Below are 23985 nucleotides of genomic sequence, written 5' to 3'. Positions count from 1 at the left end.
CAAAAAAAGCGCCTGACGGCGCTTTTTTTCTTGCAGGTATTAGGCCGTTTTACGCAGATCTTTACGCAGGATTTTACCTACGTTAGATTTTGGTAATTCATCCATAAACTCGACATAACGTGGACGTTTATAACCGGTCAGGTTTTCTTTAGCGAATGCTAAAACTTCTTCTGTGGTTAAAGACGGATCTTTTTTCACGACAAACAGTTTTGGCACTTCACCTGATTTTTCATCTGGCACACCAATCGCAGCCACTTCCAGTACTTTTGGATGAGTTGCTACAACTTCTTCAATCTCAGATGGATAAACGTTAAAACCAGACACTAGAATCATGTCTTTCTTACGGTCTACAATTTTCACATAACCACGTGAATCCATGACACCGATATCACCAGTACGGAAGAAACCATTCACCATGACTTTTTCAGTTTCATCTGGACGGTTCCAGTAGCCTTTCATGACCTGAGGACCACGGATTGAAATTTCACCTTGCTCACCCAGTGGAACTTCATTGCCTTCATCATCCAGAATAGCCACTTCAGTTAATGGCAATGGAATGCCAATAGTGCCACTGAATTCTTCAGATGCAGGTGGATTTGCTGTTGCCACCGGAGAAGTTTCAGACAAGCCATAACCTTCAACGATATTGGTTCCAGTGACTTTCTTCCATGCTGCTGCAGTAGAAGGAAGTACGGCCATACCGCCACCCATCGCCATTTTCAATTTGCTATGATCAAGTTGCTTAAACTCTTCATTGTTTACCAGCGCATTGAACAATGTGTTCACTGCCGGGAAGAAAGTCGGTTGATATTTACGTAGCTCTTTCATTACCGCAGGTAAATCACGCGGGTTTGGAATCAGAACGTTGGCCTGACCTTTGTACATACCGTAAAGTGCACAAACCATGAAAGCAAAGATATGATAAAGCGGCAAAGCACAGAAAATACGGTCATCTGGCTGGCCATCTTGCGCACCAAATTTACTCTGGAAGATACCGTCACACTGCAACATGTTCGCAACCAGATTACGATGCGTCAGTTCAGCACCTTTAGATACACCCGTGGTACCACCTGTGTACTGAAGAACTGCAGTATCACTAAGGGTCAATTCAGGGCGTTTATAGTTACTTGGATTAACTTTAGACAAGGCCGCATTAAATCTCACATGGCCTGGAATATCCCAAGCTGGAATTTGCTTGCGTACAGAACGCAATACAAAGTTCACCAGTGTGCCTTTCAAGGCACCCAGCATGTCACCGACAGAAGCGACCACGACATGTTTCACTGGTGTTTTACCAATAATCGCTTGATAAACAGAAGCAAAGTTCTCAATAATTACCAGTACTTCAGCGCCTGAGTCATTCAATTGATGCTCAAGTTCGCGCGATGTGTAGAGTGGATTCACGTTGACCAGTACCAAACCTGCGCGGAACACCCCAAGTGCCACAACTGGATACTGAAGAACGTTTGGCATCATCACTGCCACACGTGAACCTTTTGCCAACCCCAAGCTTTGTAGATAAGTTGCAAACTTACGGCTCGCCTCTTCCAGTTCATTGAAAGTCATTGCCTTATCCATAAAGATAAAGGCATCACGCGAGCCGAATTTTTGGAAATTACGCTCAAAAACATCTACTAGAGAAGTATTTTCTGCTGGTAATTCTACTGTTTCTGGAATCCCTGTTTTTTGGTATTCAGCAAACCAAATTTTTTCCATAATGGCCATCTCTCCAATCATAATCCTTAGTATTTCAACTGTTTTTTTCAATATCACACGCCATTTTTAGACTTGTATATGTGTAATATTGCATCCATCTTGTTGAATCGTTGTTCATATATAACGTATTTCGCAGGATGGATGCTAGTCTTATCTTTGAATCAACAGTTTATTTGCTTTTTGATATCCGCGTGGTAAAAGCTGTCCTTTTGCACCGCGCTTACCGATATATTTGCGCAAATCATCCCCTTTTAATTTTAACTGCTGTTGTCCTGCAAGCACTTGAATTATTTCATCAAGCTTCAATATTGTCATGGACAAAATTTGATCACTATCTTCAAGTTGTATCAATTTATTTCCTTTACCTTTGTTCAATACAGGTAATTCTGCTAAATCGACAATCAACAGGCGTCCTGCTGAACTGAGCAGTGCAACATGCGTGGCATCATCGAGTGGCTGCAGGTTCATGACCTCTGCCCCTTCAGATAAATTCAGGAAAGCTTTCCCCGCTTTGGCACTGGTATCCAGCTGCTTGGCCTGGGTTTTAAAACCATAACCTTTATTACTTGCCGCTAGAATTTCAGTTTCATCCTCTGCCACCAGAACCTGTTTAAAACCCACCCCACTGCCAGGAGACAGTTTTGAACTGAGCGGCTCACCGAGACCACGTGCGGATGGCAATGTGTTGATGGCCAAGGCATAGCTACGGCCAGTGTCATCTAATACATAAACGCGTTGATTGGATTTGCCCTGTGCATGACTCAAGTACTGATCACCCGCACGGAAATTCAGATTTTCTGCATCGACTTCATGACCTTTGGCACAGCGAATCCAGCCAGCTTCTGATAACACCACCGTCACCGGATCGGCCGGCAACATTTCAGTTTCATTGATTGCAGCAGCTTCGGCACGCTGTACGATTGGCGAACGGCGATCATCACCAAATTTCTTGGCGTCGTCTTTCAGTTCAGCAATGATCAGGTTTTTTAAAGATTCCGGATTGGCCAGTTGTTCACGAATCACTGCTGCTTTCGCTTCCAGCTCTTCCTGTTCGCGGCGCATTTCCATTTCTTCAAGCTTGGCCAAATGACGCAATTTCAGTTCCAGAATCGCTTCGGCCTGAATCTCGTCAATATTAAAACGCTGCATCAGTACCGGCTTGGGCTGATCTTCTTCACGAATAATCTGAATCACTTCGTCAATATTTAGATAAGCAATGATCAGACCACCAAGAATATGCAGGCGTTTTTCGATCTTGTTCAGATGATATTGCAGACGACGCGTTACCGTGGTTTTACGGATCTCAATCCATTCCAGCAAAATACGACGAATCGATTTCACCTGTGGACGACCATCCGCACCAATCATGTTCATGTTGACGCGGTAGCTTGATTCCAGATCGGTCGTAGCAAACAAGTGACTCATCACCGATTCGGCATCAATACGATTCGAACGCAGAACAATCACTAAACGGGTTGGATTGGCATGATCCGATTCATCCCGTACATCGCTGACCAATGGCAGTTTTTTGGCCTGCATCTGATCGGCAATCTGGGTGATAATTTTGGAACCTGACACCTGATAAGGCAGTTCGGTAATGATAATTTCGTTTTTATCGACGCTATAGACCGCACGCATGCGGTAGCTGCCACGACCTGTGGTTTGAATTTTTAACAGTTCAGCAGGCGGGGTAATAATTTCGGCTTTGGTCGGCAAATCTGGCGCAGGAATATATTCTGCGATTTTTTCATCGGTCAGGTTCGGATTACGAATCAGCGCAATCGTACCTTTAACTACTTCACGCAGGTTGTGTGGCGGAATGTCAGTGGCCATACCGACTGCAATGCCAGTGGTACCATTTAGCAGGATATTCGGTACACGTGCCGGTAAGTTCACCGGTTCTTTCATCGAACCGTCAAAGTTGTCCTGCCATTCACAGGTGCCCTGTCCCAATTCAGACAATAACAGTTCGCTGTACTGGGAAAGCTTGGCTTCGGTATAACGCATCGCTGCGAAAGACTTCGGATCATCCGGTGAACCCCAGTTGCCCTGTCCCTCAATAAACGGATAGCGGTAACTGAATGGCTGTGCCATCAGCACCATGGCTTCATAGCAGGCCGAGTCACCATGCGGATGGTATTTACCGAGTACATCACCGACCGTACGTGCCGATTTCTTCGGTTTGCTGGTCCATTTCAGGCCCAGCTCACTCATAGCATAGACAATCCGGCGCTGTACCGGTTTCAGGCCATCACTAATATGAGGGAGTGCCCGATCCATAATCACGTACATGGCGTAATTCAGATAAGCTTGTTCAGTAAATTCTGCTACGGAGCGGTTTTCTGTCGCATGATGCGCAAGGCTTGTCATAACAACCTATAGTCCTAAATAATTCGTTTTTGTATCAATGTTTCTTATGCTAAGTCGTGGCTGTAGATGACACAAGGGCATCAAATCGTTCAGCGCGACAATTTGTGTCTTATGGCCTAAAAATATCCACTTTATAGGCCCTAAGCAACTAAAAAATCATTCCCTTTATAAGCCCATCGATTCCAGGGTCTTGCCTTTGGTTTCTTCACCCAGGACCAGAATCACAATCGCGACAGCGACCAGAACCGCAGTAAACATGGTGAAGACATAGCTGAAACCATTCGGCATACCCATCAGGTGTGTTACGGCAAAAGGTGCCGCGATACCGCCAATCCGGCCAACAGCCCCGGCCCAGCCTGAACCAAAGGCACGGATATTGGTCGGATATTGTTCCGGGGTATAAGTATAGAGTACGCCCCAGGCACCCAGATTAAAGAAGGACATCAGACAGCCCCAAATCACGATTTCAGTAACACTACCCGACTGACCAAAGAAATAGGCAGAAATCGCGCACATGCCAATAAAGCCGGCCAAAGTCGGCTTACGACCGAGTTTTTCGACCAGCCATGCCGCCACCAGATAACCGGGCAACTGCGCCAGAATCATAATCAGCACATATTCAAATGACTGGACAATGCTATAACCTTCTTTGACCAGTAAACTTGGTAACCAGGTAAAAATGCCATAATAAGAGAAAATAATACCGAACCAGATCAGCCAGAGCATAAGCGTACGGCGTGCAAAAATACCCGACCATAACTGGGAAAATGAAATATTCTGCTTCTCTGCAACGGGTTTCACTTCAAAAATTTCATAGACTTGAACGCCACATTGACGCTCAATCTTTTTGACCAGTGCCGAAGCTTCCTCTATACGACCACGGTTAATCAGGAATGGAATAGATTCCGGTACCATTTTCCAGATTACAATGGCATACAGCGCAGGCAGGCCACCAATCATGAAAGCGGTTTGCCAGCCAAAATCTGGAATGATAAAGCGCGATACTAGCGCCGCGACCAGCCAGCCCAGCCCCCAAAAACTTTCCAGCAAGACAATAAAACGGCCACGTACATGCGCAGGAATATATTCACTGACCAGCGTTACGGCCACGGGTAGCTGACCACCCAAGCCCAAACCGACGATAAAACGGAATACCAGCAGCCAGGTCAGATCCGGTGCAAAAGCACAAGCTGCAGTGGCCAGGCTATAAATGACCAGGGTCGCAGCAAAGACTGTTTTACGGCCAAAACGGTCTGCCAGGCCACCTGAACAAATCGCCCCGATCGCCATGCCGACAAAACCGATCGACACCACCCAGCTTTTTTGATCGGCAGTCATCTGCCAGTCTTCAGCCATTTTTGCCAGGATAAAGGAAATCAATCCGGTATCCATCGCATCAAACATCCAGCCCAGTCCAACCACCACCAGCAAGGTGTAGTGAAACCTACCAATCGGTAAGCGTTGTATGCGAGAAACTAAATCCATAACAAAAATCTCTGATCAGGTGGAACGGGAGATGCTGCTTTCTCAACAGGTGGGCTGCTTTATATTTTTTATACTACGAATTGAGCTGAATGCGGCTATTTTTATTGCCGCACTTTATACATTTAAAAATCAAGATTCGTCTTTGGAAGATGCCGAGTGCTCATCATCATCTTTATAAATGAATTTTGGCATTTCCAGACCAAAATAGATGGCGATTAGACGTAAGCTAAAACCAAAAATCAGGGTAGACAAAATGGTCAGATCCTGCGACAAGCCGTAGTGGCTACAGAGCCAGTAAAAGATCACTGAAACAAAGGCAATACTGGCATACAGTTCACGGCGGAACACCAGCGGCACGTCATTACATAAAATGTCACGCAAAATCCCGCCAGACACACCGGTCAAGACACCCGCAACGGCGCTGACCACAAAACCATGTCCCATTTCCAGGGCAATCTGACAGCCAATAATGGTAAAGCCAATCAGGCCCAAGGCATCCAGCACCAGGAAGACATTACGTAACTGTCGCATCCATTTGGCAATCAGGATAGTGACGAAGGCTGCGCAACAGGTCAGCACCAGATATTCGGGATGTTTGACCCAGGTCAGGGGATAATGTCCGAGCAGAACATCGCGGACCGAACCACCACCCAGTGCAGTAACACAGGCAATAATCATCACGCCAAACCAGTCCATGCTGCGCCGGCCAGCGGACAGTGCCCCGGTCATGGCTTCAGCGGTAATTGCAATAATATAGATGACGGTCAGTAACATCGCCCTGCTTCCACCTGAGGCTTTGAGATGGCGGCTATTCTAAGCTAAATCTGTGTGAAAGTTATAAGAATCCGGCACAACATTGCTTAAATTTTTTACCTGAACCACAAATACAGGGCTGTTTCATGCCGAGGGTCTGATCCGTGGTCGGATCCAGGAAATACCAGCGACCTTCCAGCTTCACAAAATGTGAAACTTCATGATGTATCTGTGCCTGCTTACCATCATGATAATGAGCCTTGAACTCAACCAATGCATGATTTTTATCTAATTTTTCATCGGCTTGAACTATCTCAAGCTTTAACCAATGATTGGCTTTGCTCCAATCGCTAATCGCCTGCAGGTCCAGTGCCTGTTGCTGACCCAGCGCGGTGGTGGTTTTGATGTAATCGATTTCATGCTTCGCGAAGGCACTATAACGGGAACGCATGAGTTGCTGCGCAGTCTCTGCGACCCGTTGTCCTGCATGTAAGGGCTGACAACAGCTGTGATATTCACCTTGTCCACATGGACATGCTTCTGACATTTCAGTTCCATAAAAATAGCCCGACAATGCGGGCTATTTTAGCAAATTTTTGCGTCCGAACCTTCGCTATAGTCTATTCCTGTACAGGAAGCGGAATGATATGCACTTTATCGATCTTATGGCCGTCCATGGTGACCACTTCAAAGATATGTCCATCTGCTTCAAATTTTTCACCACTATGCGGTAAACGTGCCATATGGAATAATACATAACCGGACAGGGTGGAATATTCTTCAGTTTCATTGACCAGATCACGATCCAGCAATAAGGAAACATGACGGATGTCGGTCGAACCATCCAGAATCAGGCTGCCATCTTCCAGACTTTCTGCAGCAGCTTGCAGCTCATCTTCATCCGGGAATTCACCGGCAATTGCTTCAAGAATATCAATTGGGGTGGCAATCCCTTCAATTGAACCATATTCATTCAGGACAATTGCCATCTGCAATGGAGCCTGACGCAACTGTTCCATCACCATCAAGACCTGGGCATTTTCATGCACAATCACCGGTTCACGTAAGTGCTTTTCAAAATCCAGCACCCCGGTTTCAATGTATTCATTGAGGACTTTATGGGTCAGTACCACACCGGCAATATTATCCAGTTCACCCCGGGCGATAATCAGACGCGAGTGGCTCATCTGCAATAACTGTTCTTTGATACTGTCAGCGTCATTGTCCAGATCAATCCATTCCAGTTCAGGACGTGGCGTCATTACCGACTTGACCGGACGTTCAGACAGACCCAGTACCCCCTGCACCATGACACTATGATAGATGCCATTGTCATCATTAAAGACTTCATCGGCAAAGGCACGTGTCGCCAGAACATCTTCCGGCTCAGAAGAATCATTGTCCTGAGCAGGTTTGCCGCCGAGCATGCGCATCACTGCTGAAGCAGTACGGTAGCGCATGTCGGTGGTGGTCACCATTTTTTCCTGATTGCGTTTCATGGTCTGGTTAATAAATTCGACAATCACCGAGAAGCCAATTGCAGCATACAGGTAACCTTTCGGAATATGGAAACCGAAGCCTTCGACCACCAGCGAGAAGCCGATCATCATCAGGAAGCCCAGACACAGAATCACCACGGTCGGATGTCTGTTGACGAAATCCATCAGAGCTTTGGATGCCCAGAGCATAATCCCGATGGCAATAATCACGGCAATCATCATCACTGACAGGTCTTTGACCATACCAACCGCAGTAATCACGCTGTCTAATGAGAATACGGCGTCCAGCACCACGATCTGGACAATCACCATCCAGAATACCGCATGGACCGGATTTTCTTCTTTGATGACGGGTTTGGCTTCCAGACGCTCATGCAGTTCCATGGTGCCTTTAAACAGCAGGAACACCCCACCAAACAATAGAATCAGATCGCGGCCCGAGAAAGCATGATCAAAGATGTGGAATAGTGGATCAGTGAGGGTCACTACCCAGGCAATCGAGGCCAGTAAGATCAAACGCATCAGCAGGGCCAGCATCAAGCCGACAATCCGCGCCGTATTACGTTGTTCTGGTGGCAGTTTCTCCGCCAAAATAGCAATGAAAACCAGATTGTCGATCCCGAGTACAATCTCAAGAACAATTAACGTGAGTAAACCGACCCAGGCTGAAGGGTCTGACATCCATTCAAAGATCATACGCTTGGCTCCTGAAGCTCAGGACTGCAGCATGGAATCACCTGACGCTGTGACACAGTAAAACAGAATTTTTTATATTGAATAAGATCAATTATTTGGCGTAGATTTATAAAGTTAAACGGCCAACTACCACTACCCATCGTCGTTCTATTGTTGTGAAACCAATTTTCAGTATATCAAGATCAATTTGAAATTCACCTGTTTTCATAGCTGTTTATCGATGAATTTTGCTGAGCCCTATTGCAGTGAAAATGTAGCCGCACACAGAATTGTCATATTTATTAATTAAGCTATAGTCACAAGAAAGAAAAATGATAAGGTGAAGAAAATAAATGCAAAGCGTAATTCAAATGACAGATTATTTTAAAGAAAACTCCCCAAAAACAACACGCCCTCTAGTGGCTCTCTATTGTGGTTCACGTGCAGGCAACAAACCAGTTTATTTAGAAAAAGCCATTCATCTCTCGCAAGGACTGGCAGAACATGGTTTCGGGCTGGTTTACGGTGGCGCCAGTATTGGATTGATGGGACAGGTCGCGGATGCCATGATCCAGCATGGCGGTGAAGCTGTAGGGGTGATTCCTGAATTTATGCTGGATTATGAAATTGCCCATAACCAGCTCACCGAATTACATGTGGTGACCAGCATGCATCAACGCAAGGCTATGATGGCCGAGCGGGCCTGTGCCTTTGTGGCATTACCGGGTGGACTGGGCACGTTTGAGGAAATTCTGGAAATTGCCACTTGGGGTCAGCTAAACCAGCACCAGAAACCGATGATGCTCTATAACGTGAATGGCTTCTATGATGCCTTGATTGCGCAGCTGGACCGCGCCGTTGAAGATGGTTTTTTACCGCCACAGCATCGTGCCAAACTGATCATTTGTGAACACGAAGAAGAAATTTATACGACTTTAACCAATTTAGGCCATCCGCAAAGATTTGTAGTCTAAGCTTCTCAAGCAATAAAAAAGCGAGCACCTGGCTCGCTTTTTTATTGGATTTTTAATATCAGGTCTTATTGACCATAATTCGTCACAAACTCATAAAACATCGGCAAAGTCGTTGCCAGAATGACCGACATAGCCAGACCGAACATCAGTTTCATGGCATCTGCACTGACATTGCGTGACGTACGATGTTTATTGACTTCATCCAGAATCATCGACATGGCAAATTCACGACCTGCAAGTAATCCCAGGAATACCCAAGTGGTACTCATTGGAATATTGCTCCACTCTTTGAAGATCAACAGGATAATGGCATACAGGAAGTCGATAATCGTCGCAGCACGAATGTCGGTCACACCGGTTTTGGTATCGACAATTTTCTGGATGGCCCCACCACGTTGATACAGAATCACGCCCAGCAACACTACGAATACCGCAATCGCAAACATCAGGAATTCAAACGGTACCTGACGCGGCACATACACGAAGATGTTAGCCAGATCCTGAATCAGCCATTGGCTCCACAGGAAACCGGTAGAGACCCATTGCAAGCCCATCCAGACCTTGGAGTGTTCCTGATGACGTGTCTTGGCAAAATGGCGTGCCAGCTGCTTGACCACAAAACGATAGATGACAATCGCCACTACAAAGGCCACCGCATAGCCCATCATCGATTTGACCATCATCGAGCCTAAGCTGGCGGGAGAGAAAATCGTAAGCACCAGGAAAGTGGTACTGACTGGAATCCCGTATTTGGTCAGCATCAACAGCAGAATTGGCGGCACAATGTACAGCCAGGTAATGCCACCTTCAGGGAAAGGAATCGTTTCTAAACGACCGTATGAGGCATCACCCACCCCAGATGCATACCAACCATAGACCAATACGACAATTAAAATTGAGCTGATATAAATCCACAATACCCACCATGGGCGATGTGAATTCGAAGAAATAAATGTCCCTAAGGTTTGAGGTACATCATTTCCGACAATAGAGTAAGCGGCCAAACAGAAGCCGATCACCATCAAAATCTCGATTGTCATAAAAACAAACCTATACGCGAGGAGATTTCAGCACTGCTGAAAAGTTGGCCCAAGATTATGACGGTTTTATTTCATTTTAATGACAAGACTGTCATATATACGGTCACCTTACAAAAAAGAGCACCGAAGTGCCCTGAATCTAAAAGCTTTTGGTTTTACTTGAGATTTACTTGATAAATCGTGGTACTGCCACTAACTTCATGGCCGACCACCAGGAGGAGTTTCTTATTCGGGGAGTCTTTGGCCGGAATAAATACCAAACCTTCCGGTCCTAAATCACCGGCTTGTCCTATTTCAATCTGCTCTGTGGTCGCTTTAAAATCACGTGAATTGATATATTGCACGAAGACTGGTGATGCAGGTGTAGACACATCATAGACCATGATGCCACCGACACGCTCCAGCCCAATAAAGGCAAAGGTTTTTTGACCAATCTGCCCCAAGGTCACCCCTTCAGGTTCCGGCCCTTTATTGTCACTGCGATTATCCAGTCCGGCTTCTTCATGATTAAAGTTGAAAATCTCAGGATGATGTTTGGCAATATACTGCTCAAACTGATCACCCGAATCCCATACCAGTTCTAAACCGGTCTGTTGATCATTTTCCACCCAGATACTGACCGAGCGTGTACCAAAGCTATATAAATGATCATAGACCAGATTGCCCCGTTCATTCAGTTTGGCTGTACCATCGGCATTTTTTTGATAGCCTTCAGTCCACGTAATATTTAAACGGCCCAGCAGATGATCTTCACGGCAGTCTTTGGCATCCCCTGCCACCGCGCCACAATACGCAAAATTATTCGGATTGAGTTCTGCTCCTTTGGCCAATACACGAAGATGAGCTGGCAAATCATCACCCAGACGGCGGTCAAAACCTTTGGCATGGACTAAGTGTTTCACCCGCCATTCTTCTACAAAGCCCTGGCTGATATCGTTATTGAAATATGCGGGATTGTTTTCACCCCAGGCACGGGCATCGCCTTCATTGGCAGACACAATATAGGTTTTGCCCGCGACCTCGAAACTTGCAATCGCATCTGGCATATATAAGCCACGGACATTGGCCCAAGTTTGAATATTGATTTTGCCTTTACCGTCGACACCATCCGCATCGCTGACATCCATGCCATGACCATTTATGCCATGATCTTTAAAGCCAAATGGATAAACAGCGAGTACTTTGGCAGAAGCCACATCAATTTTGGCCAAGGCATTGTTTTCCTGTAAGGTAACCCAGGCGGTTTTTCCATCTTTTGAAACAGTAATGTACTCAGGTTCAAAATCCTGTGCAGCACTCGCCTTTGGTCCGAAAATGCGGATGCCCTGTTCACGCAATGCTGCTTCCCGTCCATTAAAGGACTTAAAGTCTGCTGTACGAACGATCGGGGCTTTTAAATTGGCCAGACTAATGACAGACACTGAACCTTCAGGGTCAACCTGATAATCATCAGAAGGCTCGCCTTCATTGGCCACCAACAAGCTTTGACCATCCGGTGTGAAAGTCAGCATGTCCGGCAAAGCACCCACCTGTACGTGGGCCAGCTTGGTCAAGTCTTTGGCCTGATATAAAGCAACATAGCCAGGATCGGTTTTCACAGCAGCCTGAATCGCAATGGCGACAACGCCATTGTGCACCGCGACACTGTTGACCTCAGCCTCTGGCGCAATGTCATCGACCGTGATAGATGTTATTTTTTTCGGCTGATCAGGTCGACTTAAATCCAGTACATCCAATACGCCTTCTTTGGCATTGACCACGAATAGGCGTTGACTCTCGGCATCAAAGGCCGGAATTTCTGCTGCACTTTGCGCAAACATACCCGATTCATAAGCAGCTAATTTGCTTAACTCGATCGAGTTCGGTGTAGCCTCGACGATTGGAACCGGTGTTTCATTTTCATTCTCACTTCCACATGCCACCATCCCCACAGCCAGCATGGCCACTATCAAAGACTTTAATTTTAATTTCATTTTTTTGTTGATCTATCATGAAGAATTCGTGACCAATTTATAACCAGAGCATTGCAGTGCCATGACAGATCGGTTGCAGTTCCTTGACACAACACTGCTATAAAAGTTGAAACGCTTTATATACGACAGACTCGGCTGATTCCTTTAAACTATTCAAAATTTTCAGTTTTCCAGAATTATGAATGCCACGCCTACGCATCAAGCCTTAGATCCCGAGTTTAGACTGCTGGTCTTGTTGGTCTCGATTGGCTTTTTCATGCAGGGGCTGGATACCACCATTATTAATACCGCCTTACCTGCAATTGCCCAAAATTTGCAGGAAGATCCGCTACGCATGCACAGTGTGGTCGTGGCTTATGTGCTGTCTGTGGCGGCCTGCATTCCCTTAAGTGGCTGGCTGGCAGACCGGTTCGGGGTCAGAAATACCTATTTTGCTGCGATTATTATTTTCTCTTTGGCCTCTTTGGGCTGTGCCTGGTCAAGTAGCCTGAATGAATTATTGGTGTACCGGATCTTTCAAGGGATCGGTGGTGCATTATTGCTGCCGGTCGGCCGTTTGGCGATGCTGAAGATCATTCCCCGTACCCAATTTCTGGCCGCCATGAGTCTGATGAGTCTGGCCGGTCTGATTGGTCCGTTGATTGGCCCGACCCTAGGTGGCTGGATGGTCGAATATCTGTCCTGGCACTGGATTTTCCTGATCAATCTGCCGATTGGCTTGCTGGGCGCACTGATTACCTTTAAGGCCATGCCGAATGTACTTGAACCTACAGTCGCCCATTTTGATTATTGGGGCTTTATCTTGCTGGTCGTGGCCATGGTGGGCCTCTGTCTCGGAATTGAAAATTTTGCCAGTCCACACAACTCGCTGTGGTGGAGCCTCAGCCTGATTCTGGCCGGTTTATTGGCCACCCTGATTTATGCCTATCATTCACATACGCATAGCAACGCGCTGTTTCGCAGCCAGTTGTTTAAAAATAAAATTTATGCGATTGGCATTTTGGGTAATTTCTTTGCCCGTCTCGGCGGCAACTCGATTCCGTTTTTATTGCCGCTGATGTTGCAAGTCGCATTCGGTTTCGAACCCTTTATTACCGGTTTATTGATGATTCCGACTGTGCTCGGTTCGCTGGCCTCCAAACCGATTATCCGCAACATCATTCAGCGTTTTGGCTATCGTCGGGTCTTGCTGGTCAATACTTTGCTGGTGGGTCTGTGTATTGCCAGTTTTGCCCTGACCACGGCGGAAACCCCAATCTGGCTCCGTGCGATTCATTTCTTTATCTTCGGCATTTTAAATTCACTGCAATTCGTGTCGATGAATACCCTGACCTTAAAGGACTTAAGCCAGCAGGATGCCAGTAGCGGCAACAGTTTCCTGTCGATGATCATGATGCTGTCGATGAGTATCGGGGTGGCACTGGCAGGAACACTGGTGAACATGCTGAGTGCCTATTACGGCGCTGACAATCTGGTGGCTGCTTTTCATATGTCACTGATCTGTTTAGGCTGTATCAATATTATTGCAGCCTATATTTTCTGGCATATTCCTAGAAATACCCCGGTTTGATGCGATCTATTCACTTTGGGCTGATTGTAAGTTTTAGCCTAAATCACATATAGGCAAGGACTGGAAATGCAAAAAAATCAGGCTCCGAACAGAGTTCATAAATCGCTCTTGATTGGGCTTGGCGTGCTGATCACTGTGATCGCTAGCGCCATGGTCTATCCCTGCCTGATGAAAGCACCCTCTGCCCATGCGGCCGATTACCCAATCCAGGGTTTTGATGTATCGCATCATCAAAAAGAGATTCAGTGGCAGCAGATTTCGCCTGAAAAATACCGATTTGTTTATCTGAAAGCCACTGAAGGCGGCGACTTTAAAGATACCAAATTTCAGGAAAACTGGCTCAAGGCCCGGGAACGCGGCTTTCTGGTCGGTGCCTATCATTTCTACCGCCTCTGCCGCGATGGCAGCATTCAGGCCCAGAACTTTATTGACTCCGTCCCCAATAAACCGGATGCCTTACCGCCAGTGATTGATTTGGAATATGACAGCAACTGTATCAATACCTATTCTAAAGAGCAGCTTTTAAACGAAATTCAGGTGATGCATGATGTCCTGAAAAAGCATTATGGCAAGCAGCCGATTTTCTATATTTCTAAAGCTTTTTATAATATTGTACTGACAGGATATTTTCCTGATGTACCGCTCTGGGTACGTGAGTACAAGGGTCTGCCTGATCTAAAAAACCAGCCTAAATGGATGTTTTGGCAACATACCAGTCAGGGTAAAATTTCCGGCATTACCACACCAGTAGACCTGAATGTTTTTTATGGCTCAGAACAGCAATGGGATGATTTTCTCAAGAAGAATGAGATTGTAATACCTTCATCTGAGAATCAAGCGAGATAAAGCTGATCGTTTGAAAACAAGTTCTTGATAAAAAAAAACAACAAGGAAATAAAAAGATTGAAATGGATAAAAGGCATTTTACTCGGTCTGGTGATTCTACTCCTACTCATCGCGGGTATGCTGGCTTATCTGTTGCAAGCTTCGGGCAAGGTTAGTGACTTTAAAGCGTGGCAGCCGCAAACCGGTATATCCGTTCACGGGCTTACAGTCAATTTTTTTGGTGTGTCCACCCTGTTACTCGATGATGGCCACGATCAGATCCTGATCGATGGTTTCTTTAGCCGGCCATCTTTGCGGCAAGTAATTACTCGACCTATTCAAAGTGATAAGCTGCTCTTAGAACAACTGGTACAATGCCATGAATTGAGCCGAACCCAAGCCATTCTGGTCAGTCATTCTCATTATGATCATGTTCTGGATGTCCCGGCTTTACTAGAGATGCTTCCCGAAACTGCTGTGGTCGGTTCGCCGAGCACCCTGAATATCGCCCGGGCAAATCCCAAAGTTACTCCACAGCAATTACAGCCGATTAAGCCTGGGCAAGTACAGCAATGGGGACATTTCCAGACCACGGCAATTCCCTCACAACATACCCCGCCCATAGCGATAAATGATGATTTAGGCGAAGAGCTGCTGCGGCCTTTAACTCTTCCGGCTAAATTTTCCGAATTTAAAGAAGGTGGCAGTTTCGATTACCTGATTGAGCATGCGGGACATAAAATTCTGGTCAAGACCAGTACCGGATTTATCCCGGATCAATTTAAAAACCTACAGGTCGATACTTTATTTTTAGGTATTGCCCAGCTCTCCAGACAATCCAGTGACTATCAGCAGCAATATCTGACTGAAACCCTGAACATGCTCAAGCCCAAAGTAGTGATTCCGGTGCATTGGGATGATTTTTTTCAGCCTTTAAAGCAGCCACTGCAATTTTTACCCCGTCTTGCCGATGACACTCCAAAAAGTTTGCAACTTCTGATTCAGGCTGCCGAGACACAAGGGACCAAAGTCATTCTGCTCAGCGGACCGCAACCCTATTTACTCAACGCAGCCTTCGCTTCCCAATCCGATTAAAGCCCCTTAAGATAGCGAACATGCGCAAAATTATTCATATTGATATGGATGCGTTTTATGCCTCGGTTGAGCTGCGTGAACGTCCAGAATTGAAAGACTTACCTGTGGTGATAGCCTCGCATCATCCTCGGGCGGTGGTCGCGGCTGCCTCCTACCCGGCACGAGTTTATGGCCTGCGATCTGCCATGTCCATGGGGCAGGCGCGCAAACTATGTCCTCAAGTTATCGTGATTGAGCCAGATTTTGCCAAATACCGGCAGGTATCGGCACAGATTCATCAGATCTTCCAACAATATACTTCCCTGATTGAACCACTGTCTCTGGATGAAGCCTTTCTGGATGTCACGGAGAATTTACAGCAGATTCCCAGTGCCACCGAAGTCGCCATGCGGATTCGCGAGGATATTTTTCAAGCGACCGGACTGACTGCTTCTGCCGGTGTGGCACCCAATAAATTTCTCGCTAAAATTGCTTCGGACTGGCACAAACCGAATGGCATCTGTGTAATTAAACCTTCGCAGGTACAGCGTTTTATCCAGGATCTGCCGCTGAAAAAAATTCCCGGCGTGGGAAAAGTCACTCAGGAAAAACTGAAAAGTCTGAATCTAGAAACTTTAGGCGATTTACAGCAAATTGATGAAGCCTTACTGATTCAACATTTTGGCAAATATGGCCGGCGGCTGTTTTTGTACGCTCAAGGTATTGATGAACGACCGGTCGAAGTAGAACGGGAACGCCAGCAAATTTCCAAAGAAACCACTTTTGATGATGACCTGCATCTGAACCAATGTCGCCCCTATTGGGAGCCTTTACTTGGACAAGTATGGCAAAGCCTGCAAAAGAAACAGCTTTCTGCTCGCGGCGTTACGGTCAAATTAAAACTCAAGAATTTTCAGGTGATGCAACACAGTAAAAGTTTTAAACAGGTGCTGCGTAGCCCACAGGAATTAGCCCAAGCCTTGGACTTACTGCTCGACGACCTGCATATTGCTCCGCAGATGCAATTTCGGCTGATCGGCGTCGGCGTGTATCAGCTCAGCGTCCCCGAAACTGAAACCCAGTTATTGCTACTCTAAACCTTTTTTGATCATGTTTTAGGCATCAGTTTAAAAATACGGCAACTTTGTTTTTACATTTTGATTTTTTAGAGTACTCTATCTGCGCAATGCATTATCCATGTATGTGCCGAGATGCTGAAAATCACCTTTACTTTCAGCATGATGTCCTGTGATTAGCGTGACGATCAAATCCGAATATTGCAGGGCAACTCTGATGTAACTCATGGAATCCCCTCCTGCATGTCTTCTGTAAATTCTTCTGTTGTTCAAGAACAACGCGCACGTAAAGCTGCGCTGTCTAGTTTTGTTGGTGCTGTTGTCGATTGGTATGATTTTCTCCTTTATGGCATTGTTGCAGCCTTAATTTTTAAAGATCAGTTTTTCCCCAGTATTGGCGAGAACATGGGTACCCTTGCGGCTCTGGCCACCTTTGGGGTCGGCTTCCTGTTTCGTCCTTTAGGTGGTGTGGTATTTGGTCACTTTGGTGACAAGCTCGGCCGTAAAAAAATGCTGGTACTTACGGTAATCCTGATGGGAATTTCCACGGTCGGGATTGGTCTGCTGCCAAATTTTGAAGCAATTGGCTGGTGGGCTCCGGTGCTGTTGGTGTTTTGCCGTGCCTTGCAAGGCTTTGCCGTGGGTGGTGAATGGGGCGGCGCAGCTCTGATGGCAGTTGAAAATGCACCCAAGGGTAAAAAAGCCTTTTATAGCAGCGGGGTTCAGGTCGGCTATGGTGTTGGCCTGGTATTGGCCACTGGTGCAGTCTCCATTATTATTGCGACCCTAGGCGAACAGGCTTTTGCGGACTGGGCATGGCGTATTCCCTTTCTGGCCAGCATCGTACTGTTAGCTGTAGCGATGTGGATCCGACGTGATCAGGATGAATCGCAAGAGTTTGTGGAAAAGGTGGTGAAAGCTGATCATCAACCAGAAAAACTGCCGATCTTGCAGGCGATCAGCAAACATCCAAAAGCTTTCTTTTATATTATTGCCTTACGTTTGACTGAATTGCTGACCATGTATCTGGTCACCAATTTCGCCCTGAACTATTCCACCAGCAACCTAGGCATGGACAAACAGTTCTTCCTGAATATCACGCTGATGGTCGGGGTAATTAGCTGTTTCAGTATTCCATTTTTTGCTTGGCTGGCGGATAAATTCAATCATCAGAAAATGTGTGTCTGGGGCGGTTTGATTGGTGCGCTTTCAGCCTTTCCATTTTTTATGGCGCTCGATGCACAAAACACCTGGATGATCATTGTCGGGGCAATTTTACTGGCGAACGTCGCACACGATATGGTGGTCAGTGTCCATCAACCGATTTTCACCTCCCTGTTTGGCACAGAATACCGCTACAGCGGTGCCGGAGTTGGCTATCAGGTGGCGAGCATCATTGGGGGTGGTTTTACCCCATTTATTGCAGCGGCACTGGTGATTTGGGCGGATGGTTCATGGCATTATGTAGCCATCTATCTGGCGGTGGGTTGTCTGCTGACTGCACTGGTCGCAGCCCTGATGCCCAAAACTCAGGATGAACAACATGACAGTTGAACGTTTACACGTATCGAAACGCTTTTCGGAAATTGCTATTGCCGGTAATCTGGTGCATCTTGCCGGCCAGCTGGCCACAGATGTTGAACTGGATATTAAAGGGCAAACCCAACAGACTTTAGATACTATTGACCAGTTTCTGGCAGATGCCGGCACAGACAAAAGTCACATCATGTCGGTAACCATCTATTTGAAAGATATTGAGAAGGATTATGCAGCCTTCAATGAAGTCTGGGATGCCTGGGTCGCTGATATCGAAGCGCTGCCTCGTACCTGTGTAGAAGCAAAACTCTATGATCCACGGGTATTGGTCGAACTGACCGTCGTGGCGGTTAAACCAGAATAATGTTTCAAGATCGATATTCATAAAAAAAGCATGCTTCTGGCATGCTTTTTTGTTTTAACCGACTGCTTTGATTTTACTACGCTCTAAATCCGAATATAAATAATATTTTTTCAGATCATTGCTAACTGTATATTTGGGCATTTTCTGCATTTGCGCTTGCTCCTGCAAGAAGTCCTGGCGCAACTGATAATATTCCGGCACATCATCGTAACGAATTACCCGATAACCTGCCATGGTTAGTAATGCATCCTGAAAACCCGTCTGCTGGGGACGCTTCAAAATTAATGGGTCATCTACTCCCACCACGGCTAGAATCTGGTGCTGCTGATCCAGAATTACAAAATCTGCAGTCAGGTTGCGGTACTTATGTCGAGTCCGGTTAAATTTAGTCGTCATTAAGGCATCATAGGAAACATGTGCCAAAATGATGTATTCAGGTAATACTTCCCTCAAACGGGTGAAGGTCAATTGCTCATTCAGGTTAAAAATAGCACGTTGCTTTAACGCACTGTCTTGTGGTTTGGAATTATTTCCGAGCTTTTTCCATGCCATGAGCACGACACAGAAGAGCAGGAAACTCCCAATCATAATATAGGTGGTCATGCCTAAATCCTTGAATTCTTATAATCATTTTTGTTTTATTGTTGTGCAGTATAAACCCACGCTTTATTTTAAATAGATATAACAACCAATCTGTTTAAATACCCATACAACTGGTATCAAAACTCGATTCTGTGTTACCTAAAGTGACATCTCTCTAGATGCCAATGAAAGTGGATTTAAAGTACTGATAATGCACTCTAAAACATCCATGGAATTGACCGCAATACATATCTGCCCAACTGTAGGACAATTCCGACAAAGTGTTATTTTTATATCACTTTTTTAAAGAATTTAATTCAAATAATATATTCTTTTACACTTTCAACTGACAAGCTCAGGCTACGTTACTTTACCCAAGAGCTAAAAAAAGACACCGAAGTGTCTTTTTATTAAATTAATTATGCACGTGATTTGGGCTTCGCTTTAGGCTTTGGCCCACCAAACGGTTTTTTGGCATCGCCTGTTTCACGCGGCGGCAAACCTGTGTGCTGGGTCAGAATTTGCCCACGTTCAGGACGCTTCTTGGTATTTGAAGGACGAGACTGAGCTTGTGCAGCCTTGCTACGATTCCCTTGCTCACCAGTACGTTTTTGCGAATCACCGGCAACCGTCGAGTTTTTCTTACGCGCCGATTGATACTGACCGTCTGCACTGCCTACAGGCTGATAAGTCGGAATCAAATGCTGTTTCGAGTTACCAATCAAATCCTGACGACCCATTTCTTTCAGGGCTTCACGCAATAACGGCCAGTTGTTTGAATCATGATAACGCAAGAAAGCTTTGTGCAAACGACGACGCTTCTCACCTTTCACAATGTCGACATTTTCAGTATAACGCGCCACTTTCGCCAGCGGGTTTTTACCAGTGTAGTACATGGTAGTTGCAGTCGCCATTGGTGAAGGATAGAAGGTCTGTACCTGATCGGCACGGAAACCATTCTTCTTCAACCAAATCGCCAAATTCATCATGTCGTAATCGGTAGTTCCCGGATGCGCCGCGATGAAGTAAGGAATTAAGTATTGTTCCTTGCCTGCTTCCTTACTATAACGATCAAACATTTGCTTGAAGCGGTCATACGTCCCAATACCCGGCTTCATCATTTTATTGAGTGGGCCTTTTTCGGTATGTTCAGGCGCAATCTTCAAGTAACCACCCACATGATGGGTTACAAGTTCTTTGACATATTCAGGGTTTAAAACCGCCAGGTCATAACGTAGGCCTGAACCAATCAGAATCTTTTTAATGCCTGGTAAAGAGCGCGCTTTACGGTATAACTGCGTCAATGGCGCATGGTCGGTATGCAGGTTTTGGCACACGCCCGGGAATACACATGACGGTTTACGACAGTTCTTTTCAATCTCAGGATCTTTACAGGCCAAACGGTACATGTTGGCTGTTGGGCCACCCAAGTCCGAGATAATACCCGTGAAGCCCGGTGCGGTATCACGGATTTTTTCTACTTCACGCAAAATTGATTCTTCAGAACGGTTCTGAATAATACGACCTTCATGCTCTGTGATTGAACAGAAAGTACAACCACCGAAACAACCACGCATGATATTCACAGAGAACTTGATCATGTCGAATGCCGGGAAACGTGCATTGCCATAAGCAGGGTGCGGCAGACGTGCATAAGGCAGGTCAAACACGTAATCCATTTCTTCGGTAGTCAACGGAATTGGCGGTGCATTCAACCAGACATCACGTTCACCATGCTTTTGTACCATAGCACGCGCATTTCCCGGATTGGTTTCCAGATGCAGAATACGGTTGGCATGTGCATAAAGCACTGGATCTGCAGCAACTTCTTCAAAAGCAGGCAAACGGATTACGGCCAATTCACGCGGCGGTAACTTATGTTTAATCGCTTTAGAAGCCGGTTGCAGTTGCACAATTTGCGTATCAGGATCTAGGTCATCCCCTGCTCGCACAATCGGATTGGCGACATGTTCTTTTTGGAAACCTTGATACTGGCTAGAATCCTTCCCTTGTTCAATCTCACAACCATCGATATCTTCAGTCATGACATACGGGTTAATAATTGGATCAACACGGCCAATGGCATCGACATCATTCGATGCGATTTCAACAAATTTGGCTTTCGATGGGCGGTTGTGTTTATTCACAATAAACGCTGTACCACGAACATCGGTAATCTCTTGGATTTTTTCACCACGCGCCAAGCGATGCATGATTTCAGTGATTGAACGCTCACCATTACCGTACATCAAAAGATCGGCTTTTGAATCCATCAACACCGAACGACGCACTTTGTCTGACCAGTAGTCATAATGCGCAATACGACGTAATGATGCTTCAATACCGCCCAATAATACCGGTACATCCGGATAAGCTTCACGGACACGCTGGCAATACACGGTTGCCGCACGATCTGGACGTTTGTTTGGCTGATTGTCTGGTGAATAGGCATCATCAGAACGGATTTTACGGTCAGCCGTATAACGGTTGATCATGGAATCCATATTCCCTGCAGTCACACCCCAGGCAATATTCGGTTTACCTAAAACGCGGAACGCATCCACGCTGGTCCAGTCTGGCTGTGCAATAATACCGACACGGAAGCCTTGTGCTTCTAGCGTACGACCAATAATGCCTGAACAGAAAGATGGATGATCGATATAAGCATCACCACACACCAAAATAAAATCACAGCTGTCCCAGCCGAGTTGATCCATTTCCTCGCGTGACATCGGCAAAAATGGCGCAGGGTCAAAACAAGACGCCCAATATTTGTCGTAATCAAACAACGCTTTTGGCGCAGTCTGCATGGTATAAGCAGTAGACATGGCTAGCAATTCTCGGCTGGCAGATGATAGGAGATCTAAAAATAAGATCAAAGATGAAAGCCGATTATTTTACCACGAATTAGGTCTAGCTTGCTTGATTATAATTTATACAAAATCAGAGACTAACTGAATCACGCTCTCTTTGTCATTTGAATCTAAAGTTTAAATATTTCAAAAAAGAAATTGATTCTATTTATGAGGAGGAAAGCTTGGAAATAATCTCTAATTTGAACGGAGTTTTAAACTGAATGACAAACCCGTCAGTAATAACGCGGCAATAAACACAGTTAATCCTATCCAGCCATAATTTTCCCACACCAATCCGCTTGAGCTCCCCAACACACTTGAACCTAGGTAATAGCAAAATAAATACAGCGACGAACCAACTGCCCGATACTGTAACGACTGGATCGACACCCAGCTACTGGCAGTCGAATGGGCAGCAAAGAAAGAAAAAGTGAAAATCAGCAATCCGATAAAAACAATAATCAACTGATTGATCAGCATCAGCGCCAAGCCCACAAGCATCATCAGGATCATGGCTGCCAATATTCTGAATTTTCCATAATGCCGTCCCCAATGTGCTGCTCGAGGGGAGCTATAAATACCAGCCAAATAAGTAATTGAAATCAAGCCAATCCAAACATGAGATAATTCAAATGGCGCCTGGATCAAGCGATAATTCAGATAATTAAATACCGAGACAAAGCAGCCCATCAAGATAAAACCTTGCAGGAATAAAACCCGAAGTTTCGGATCAGCAAAATTCTGCCTAAATGAGTTTTTAAAACGATTCAGCTTGATTGGATAGGCTTTAAAATGTTGCGAAGCGGGCAAAAAATAGAAAAATAATCCAGCGATACAAAGATTTAAAATACCGATAATCAAAGTGGCAGATTGCCAGGAGATAAAATCAACTAAAACTCCGGCAATTAAACGTCCGCCCATACCACCTATCGCTGTGCCAGAAATATATAAACCCATGGCAAAACCGATATCTTTTTCTGCAATTTCTTCTCCGATATAAGTCATCGCGACCGCAGCGACACCACTGACTGTCAATCCAATCATTACTCGTGTGGTCAGAAACACGGACCAGATCGGCAATATTGCACTTAATAGTAATAATACTGAGACTGAAAATAGAGACCAGACCATAATCGGCTTACGACCAAATCGGTCCGAGATCAGCCCAGTAAAAATAAGACCAACTGCCAAGGCAATGGTAGAAAAAGATAAAGGGAAACTGCTTTGAGTCGGGCTGACCTGGAAATAATCAGCCAGAATCGGCATCATGGGCTGTACGCAATACAGTGATGAAAAAATGGCAAAGCCAGCAAGAAATAAGGAAAAGAGCACTGCTTTAAAAGCAGAAGAGCCATATTCAATATGGCTTGAAGATGAATTTGAGGACATATCCGCTCCATAGACCGGTTCAGTATACGCCTCTCAATTTTATTTTTATGTGATGTTTCAGTCGAAATAGCACATAAATAACATTTATTTGACTAAATTCCGCGCATAAAAAAATCCCCCTCTGCCTTGGCGGAGGGGGATTTTGGAATAATGAGCTGGCGATGACTTACTCTCACATGGGTAACCCCACACTACCATCAGCGCTAAGAGGTTTCACTTCTGAGTTCGG

At 45.6% G+C, this 23985-nt stretch carries 19 protein-coding genes; 7 read left to right on the top strand and 12 right to left on the bottom strand.

The features are described 5' to 3' along the window. Positions 1-39: 39 nt before the first annotated feature. The 6 genes from FTV08_RS04500 to FTV08_RS04475 form a co-directional block, all read right to left on the bottom strand. Positions 40-1716 (bottom strand): long-chain-fatty-acid--CoA ligase, encoded by a 1677-nt coding sequence (locus tag FTV08_RS04500; RefSeq protein WP_005101517.1) that lies wholly within the window; start codon positions 1714-1716, stop codon positions 40-42. Between the two features lie 150 nt (positions 1717-1866). Further along, on the bottom strand, positions 1867-4086 hold the full coding sequence (parC, locus tag FTV08_RS04495; RefSeq protein WP_180086758.1) for a DNA topoisomerase IV subunit A: 2220 nt from the start codon (positions 4084-4086) through the stop codon (positions 1867-1869). Positions 4087-4251: 165 nt separating this feature from the next. Further along, the gene (locus tag FTV08_RS04490; RefSeq protein WP_180086757.1) at positions 4252-5571 is read right to left on the bottom strand and encodes an MFS transporter; all 1320 of its coding nucleotides are present in this window, start codon (positions 5569-5571) and stop codon (positions 4252-4254) included. 129 nt (positions 5572-5700) lie between these two features. Beyond that, the gene (locus tag FTV08_RS04485) at positions 5701-6345 is read right to left on the bottom strand and encodes a trimeric intracellular cation channel family protein (protein ID WP_004644893.1); all 645 of its coding nucleotides are present in this window, start codon (positions 6343-6345) and stop codon (positions 5701-5703) included. A 61-nt stretch (positions 6346-6406) separates the two neighbouring features. Then, a complete protein-coding gene (locus FTV08_RS04480; RefSeq protein WP_044108961.1) occupies positions 6407-6871 on the bottom strand; it encodes a YchJ family protein in 465 nt (154 codons plus the stop codon). A 73-nt stretch (positions 6872-6944) separates the two neighbouring features. Beyond that, positions 6945-8519: a TerC family protein gene (locus FTV08_RS04475; protein WP_044108960.1), complete on the bottom strand. Its 1575-nt coding sequence runs from the start codon at positions 8517-8519 to the stop codon at positions 6945-6947. A gap of 332 nt (positions 8520-8851) precedes the next feature. Between FTV08_RS04475 and FTV08_RS04470 the strand changes: the two genes are divergently transcribed. Further along, positions 8852-9472, top strand: a complete 621-nt coding sequence (locus FTV08_RS04470) for a TIGR00730 family Rossman fold protein (protein WP_004281026.1) — start codon at positions 8852-8854, stop codon at positions 9470-9472. A 65-nt stretch (positions 9473-9537) separates the two neighbouring features. Here the strand turns inward: FTV08_RS04470 and FTV08_RS04465 are convergent, their stop codons facing one another. Both FTV08_RS04465 and FTV08_RS04460 read right to left on the bottom strand, forming a co-directional pair. Then, on the bottom strand, positions 9538-10512 hold the full coding sequence (locus FTV08_RS04465) for a hypothetical protein (protein WP_004281025.1): 975 nt from the start codon (positions 10510-10512) through the stop codon (positions 9538-9540). Between the two features lie 155 nt (positions 10513-10667). Next, positions 10668-12452 (bottom strand): choice-of-anchor I family protein, encoded by a 1785-nt coding sequence (locus FTV08_RS04460; RefSeq protein WP_180086869.1) that lies wholly within the window; start codon positions 12450-12452, stop codon positions 10668-10670. 211 nt (positions 12453-12663) lie between these two features. Between FTV08_RS04460 and mdtD the strand changes: the two genes are divergently transcribed. The 4 genes from mdtD (at position 12664) to dinB (ending at position 17051) form a co-directional block, all read left to right on the top strand. Continuing rightward, complete coding sequence (mdtD, locus tag FTV08_RS04455) at positions 12664-14055, top strand: multidrug transporter subunit MdtD (protein WP_180086756.1); 1392 nt, start codon at positions 12664-12666, stop codon at positions 14053-14055. Between the two features lie 66 nt (positions 14056-14121). Next, positions 14122-14901 carry a GH25 family lysozyme gene (locus tag FTV08_RS04450; RefSeq protein ID WP_180086755.1) on the top strand — a complete coding sequence of 260 codons (780 nt, stop codon included), beginning with the start codon at positions 14122-14124 and terminating at the stop codon, positions 14899-14901. A 57-nt stretch (positions 14902-14958) separates the two neighbouring features. Next, the gene (locus FTV08_RS04445) at positions 14959-15975 is read left to right on the top strand and encodes an MBL fold metallo-hydrolase (RefSeq protein WP_180086754.1); all 1017 of its coding nucleotides are present in this window, start codon (positions 14959-14961) and stop codon (positions 15973-15975) included. Between the two features lie 20 nt (positions 15976-15995). Further along, positions 15996-17051: a DNA polymerase IV gene (gene dinB, locus FTV08_RS04440; RefSeq protein ID WP_004281020.1), complete on the top strand. Its 1056-nt coding sequence runs from the start codon at positions 15996-15998 to the stop codon at positions 17049-17051. A 78-nt stretch (positions 17052-17129) separates the two neighbouring features. Here dinB and FTV08_RS16200 read toward each other — a convergent pair whose 3' ends face one another. Continuing rightward, positions 17130-17258 carry a hypothetical protein gene (locus tag FTV08_RS16200; protein WP_004644884.1) on the bottom strand — a complete coding sequence of 43 codons (129 nt, stop codon included), beginning with the start codon at positions 17256-17258 and terminating at the stop codon, positions 17130-17132. A 15-nt stretch (positions 17259-17273) separates the two neighbouring features. Between FTV08_RS16200 and shiA the strand changes: the two genes are divergently transcribed. After that, positions 17274-18584, top strand: coding sequence for a shikimate transporter (gene shiA, locus FTV08_RS04435; RefSeq protein WP_180086753.1), 1311 nt, complete (start codon positions 17274-17276; stop codon positions 18582-18584). Further along, entirely contained in the window at positions 18574-18930 is a 357-nt protein-coding gene (locus tag FTV08_RS04430) for a RidA family protein (protein ID WP_004644882.1), read from the top strand. The genes shiA and FTV08_RS04430 overlap by 11 nt, the downstream gene beginning before the upstream one ends. A gap of 54 nt (positions 18931-18984) precedes the next feature. Here FTV08_RS04430 and FTV08_RS04425 read toward each other — a convergent pair whose 3' ends face one another. The 3 genes from FTV08_RS04425 to FTV08_RS04415 all read right to left on the bottom strand — a co-directional run bounded on the left by FTV08_RS04425 (position 18985) and on the right by FTV08_RS04415 (position 23756). Then, on the bottom strand, positions 18985-19533 hold the full coding sequence (locus FTV08_RS04425; RefSeq protein ID WP_004732580.1) for a DUF2726 domain-containing protein: 549 nt from the start codon (positions 19531-19533) through the stop codon (positions 18985-18987). Between the two features lie 398 nt (positions 19534-19931). Beyond that, the gene (locus tag FTV08_RS04420) at positions 19932-22340 is read right to left on the bottom strand and encodes a YgiQ family radical SAM protein (RefSeq protein ID WP_180086752.1); all 2409 of its coding nucleotides are present in this window, start codon (positions 22338-22340) and stop codon (positions 19932-19934) included. Positions 22341-22562: 222 nt separating this feature from the next. After that, positions 22563-23756, bottom strand: a complete 1194-nt coding sequence (locus FTV08_RS04415; protein WP_180086751.1) for an MFS transporter — start codon at positions 23754-23756, stop codon at positions 22563-22565. Between the last annotated feature and the right edge of the window lie 229 nt (positions 23757-23985).

Origin of the sequence: Acinetobacter sp. YH12226 (genome assembly GCF_013417805.1) — a bacterium.
Lineage (GTDB): Bacteria > Pseudomonadota > Gammaproteobacteria > Pseudomonadales > Moraxellaceae > Acinetobacter.
The sequence above is the reverse complement of the archived record's forward strand: the minus strand, read 5'-3'. Positions and strand labels throughout refer to the sequence as shown.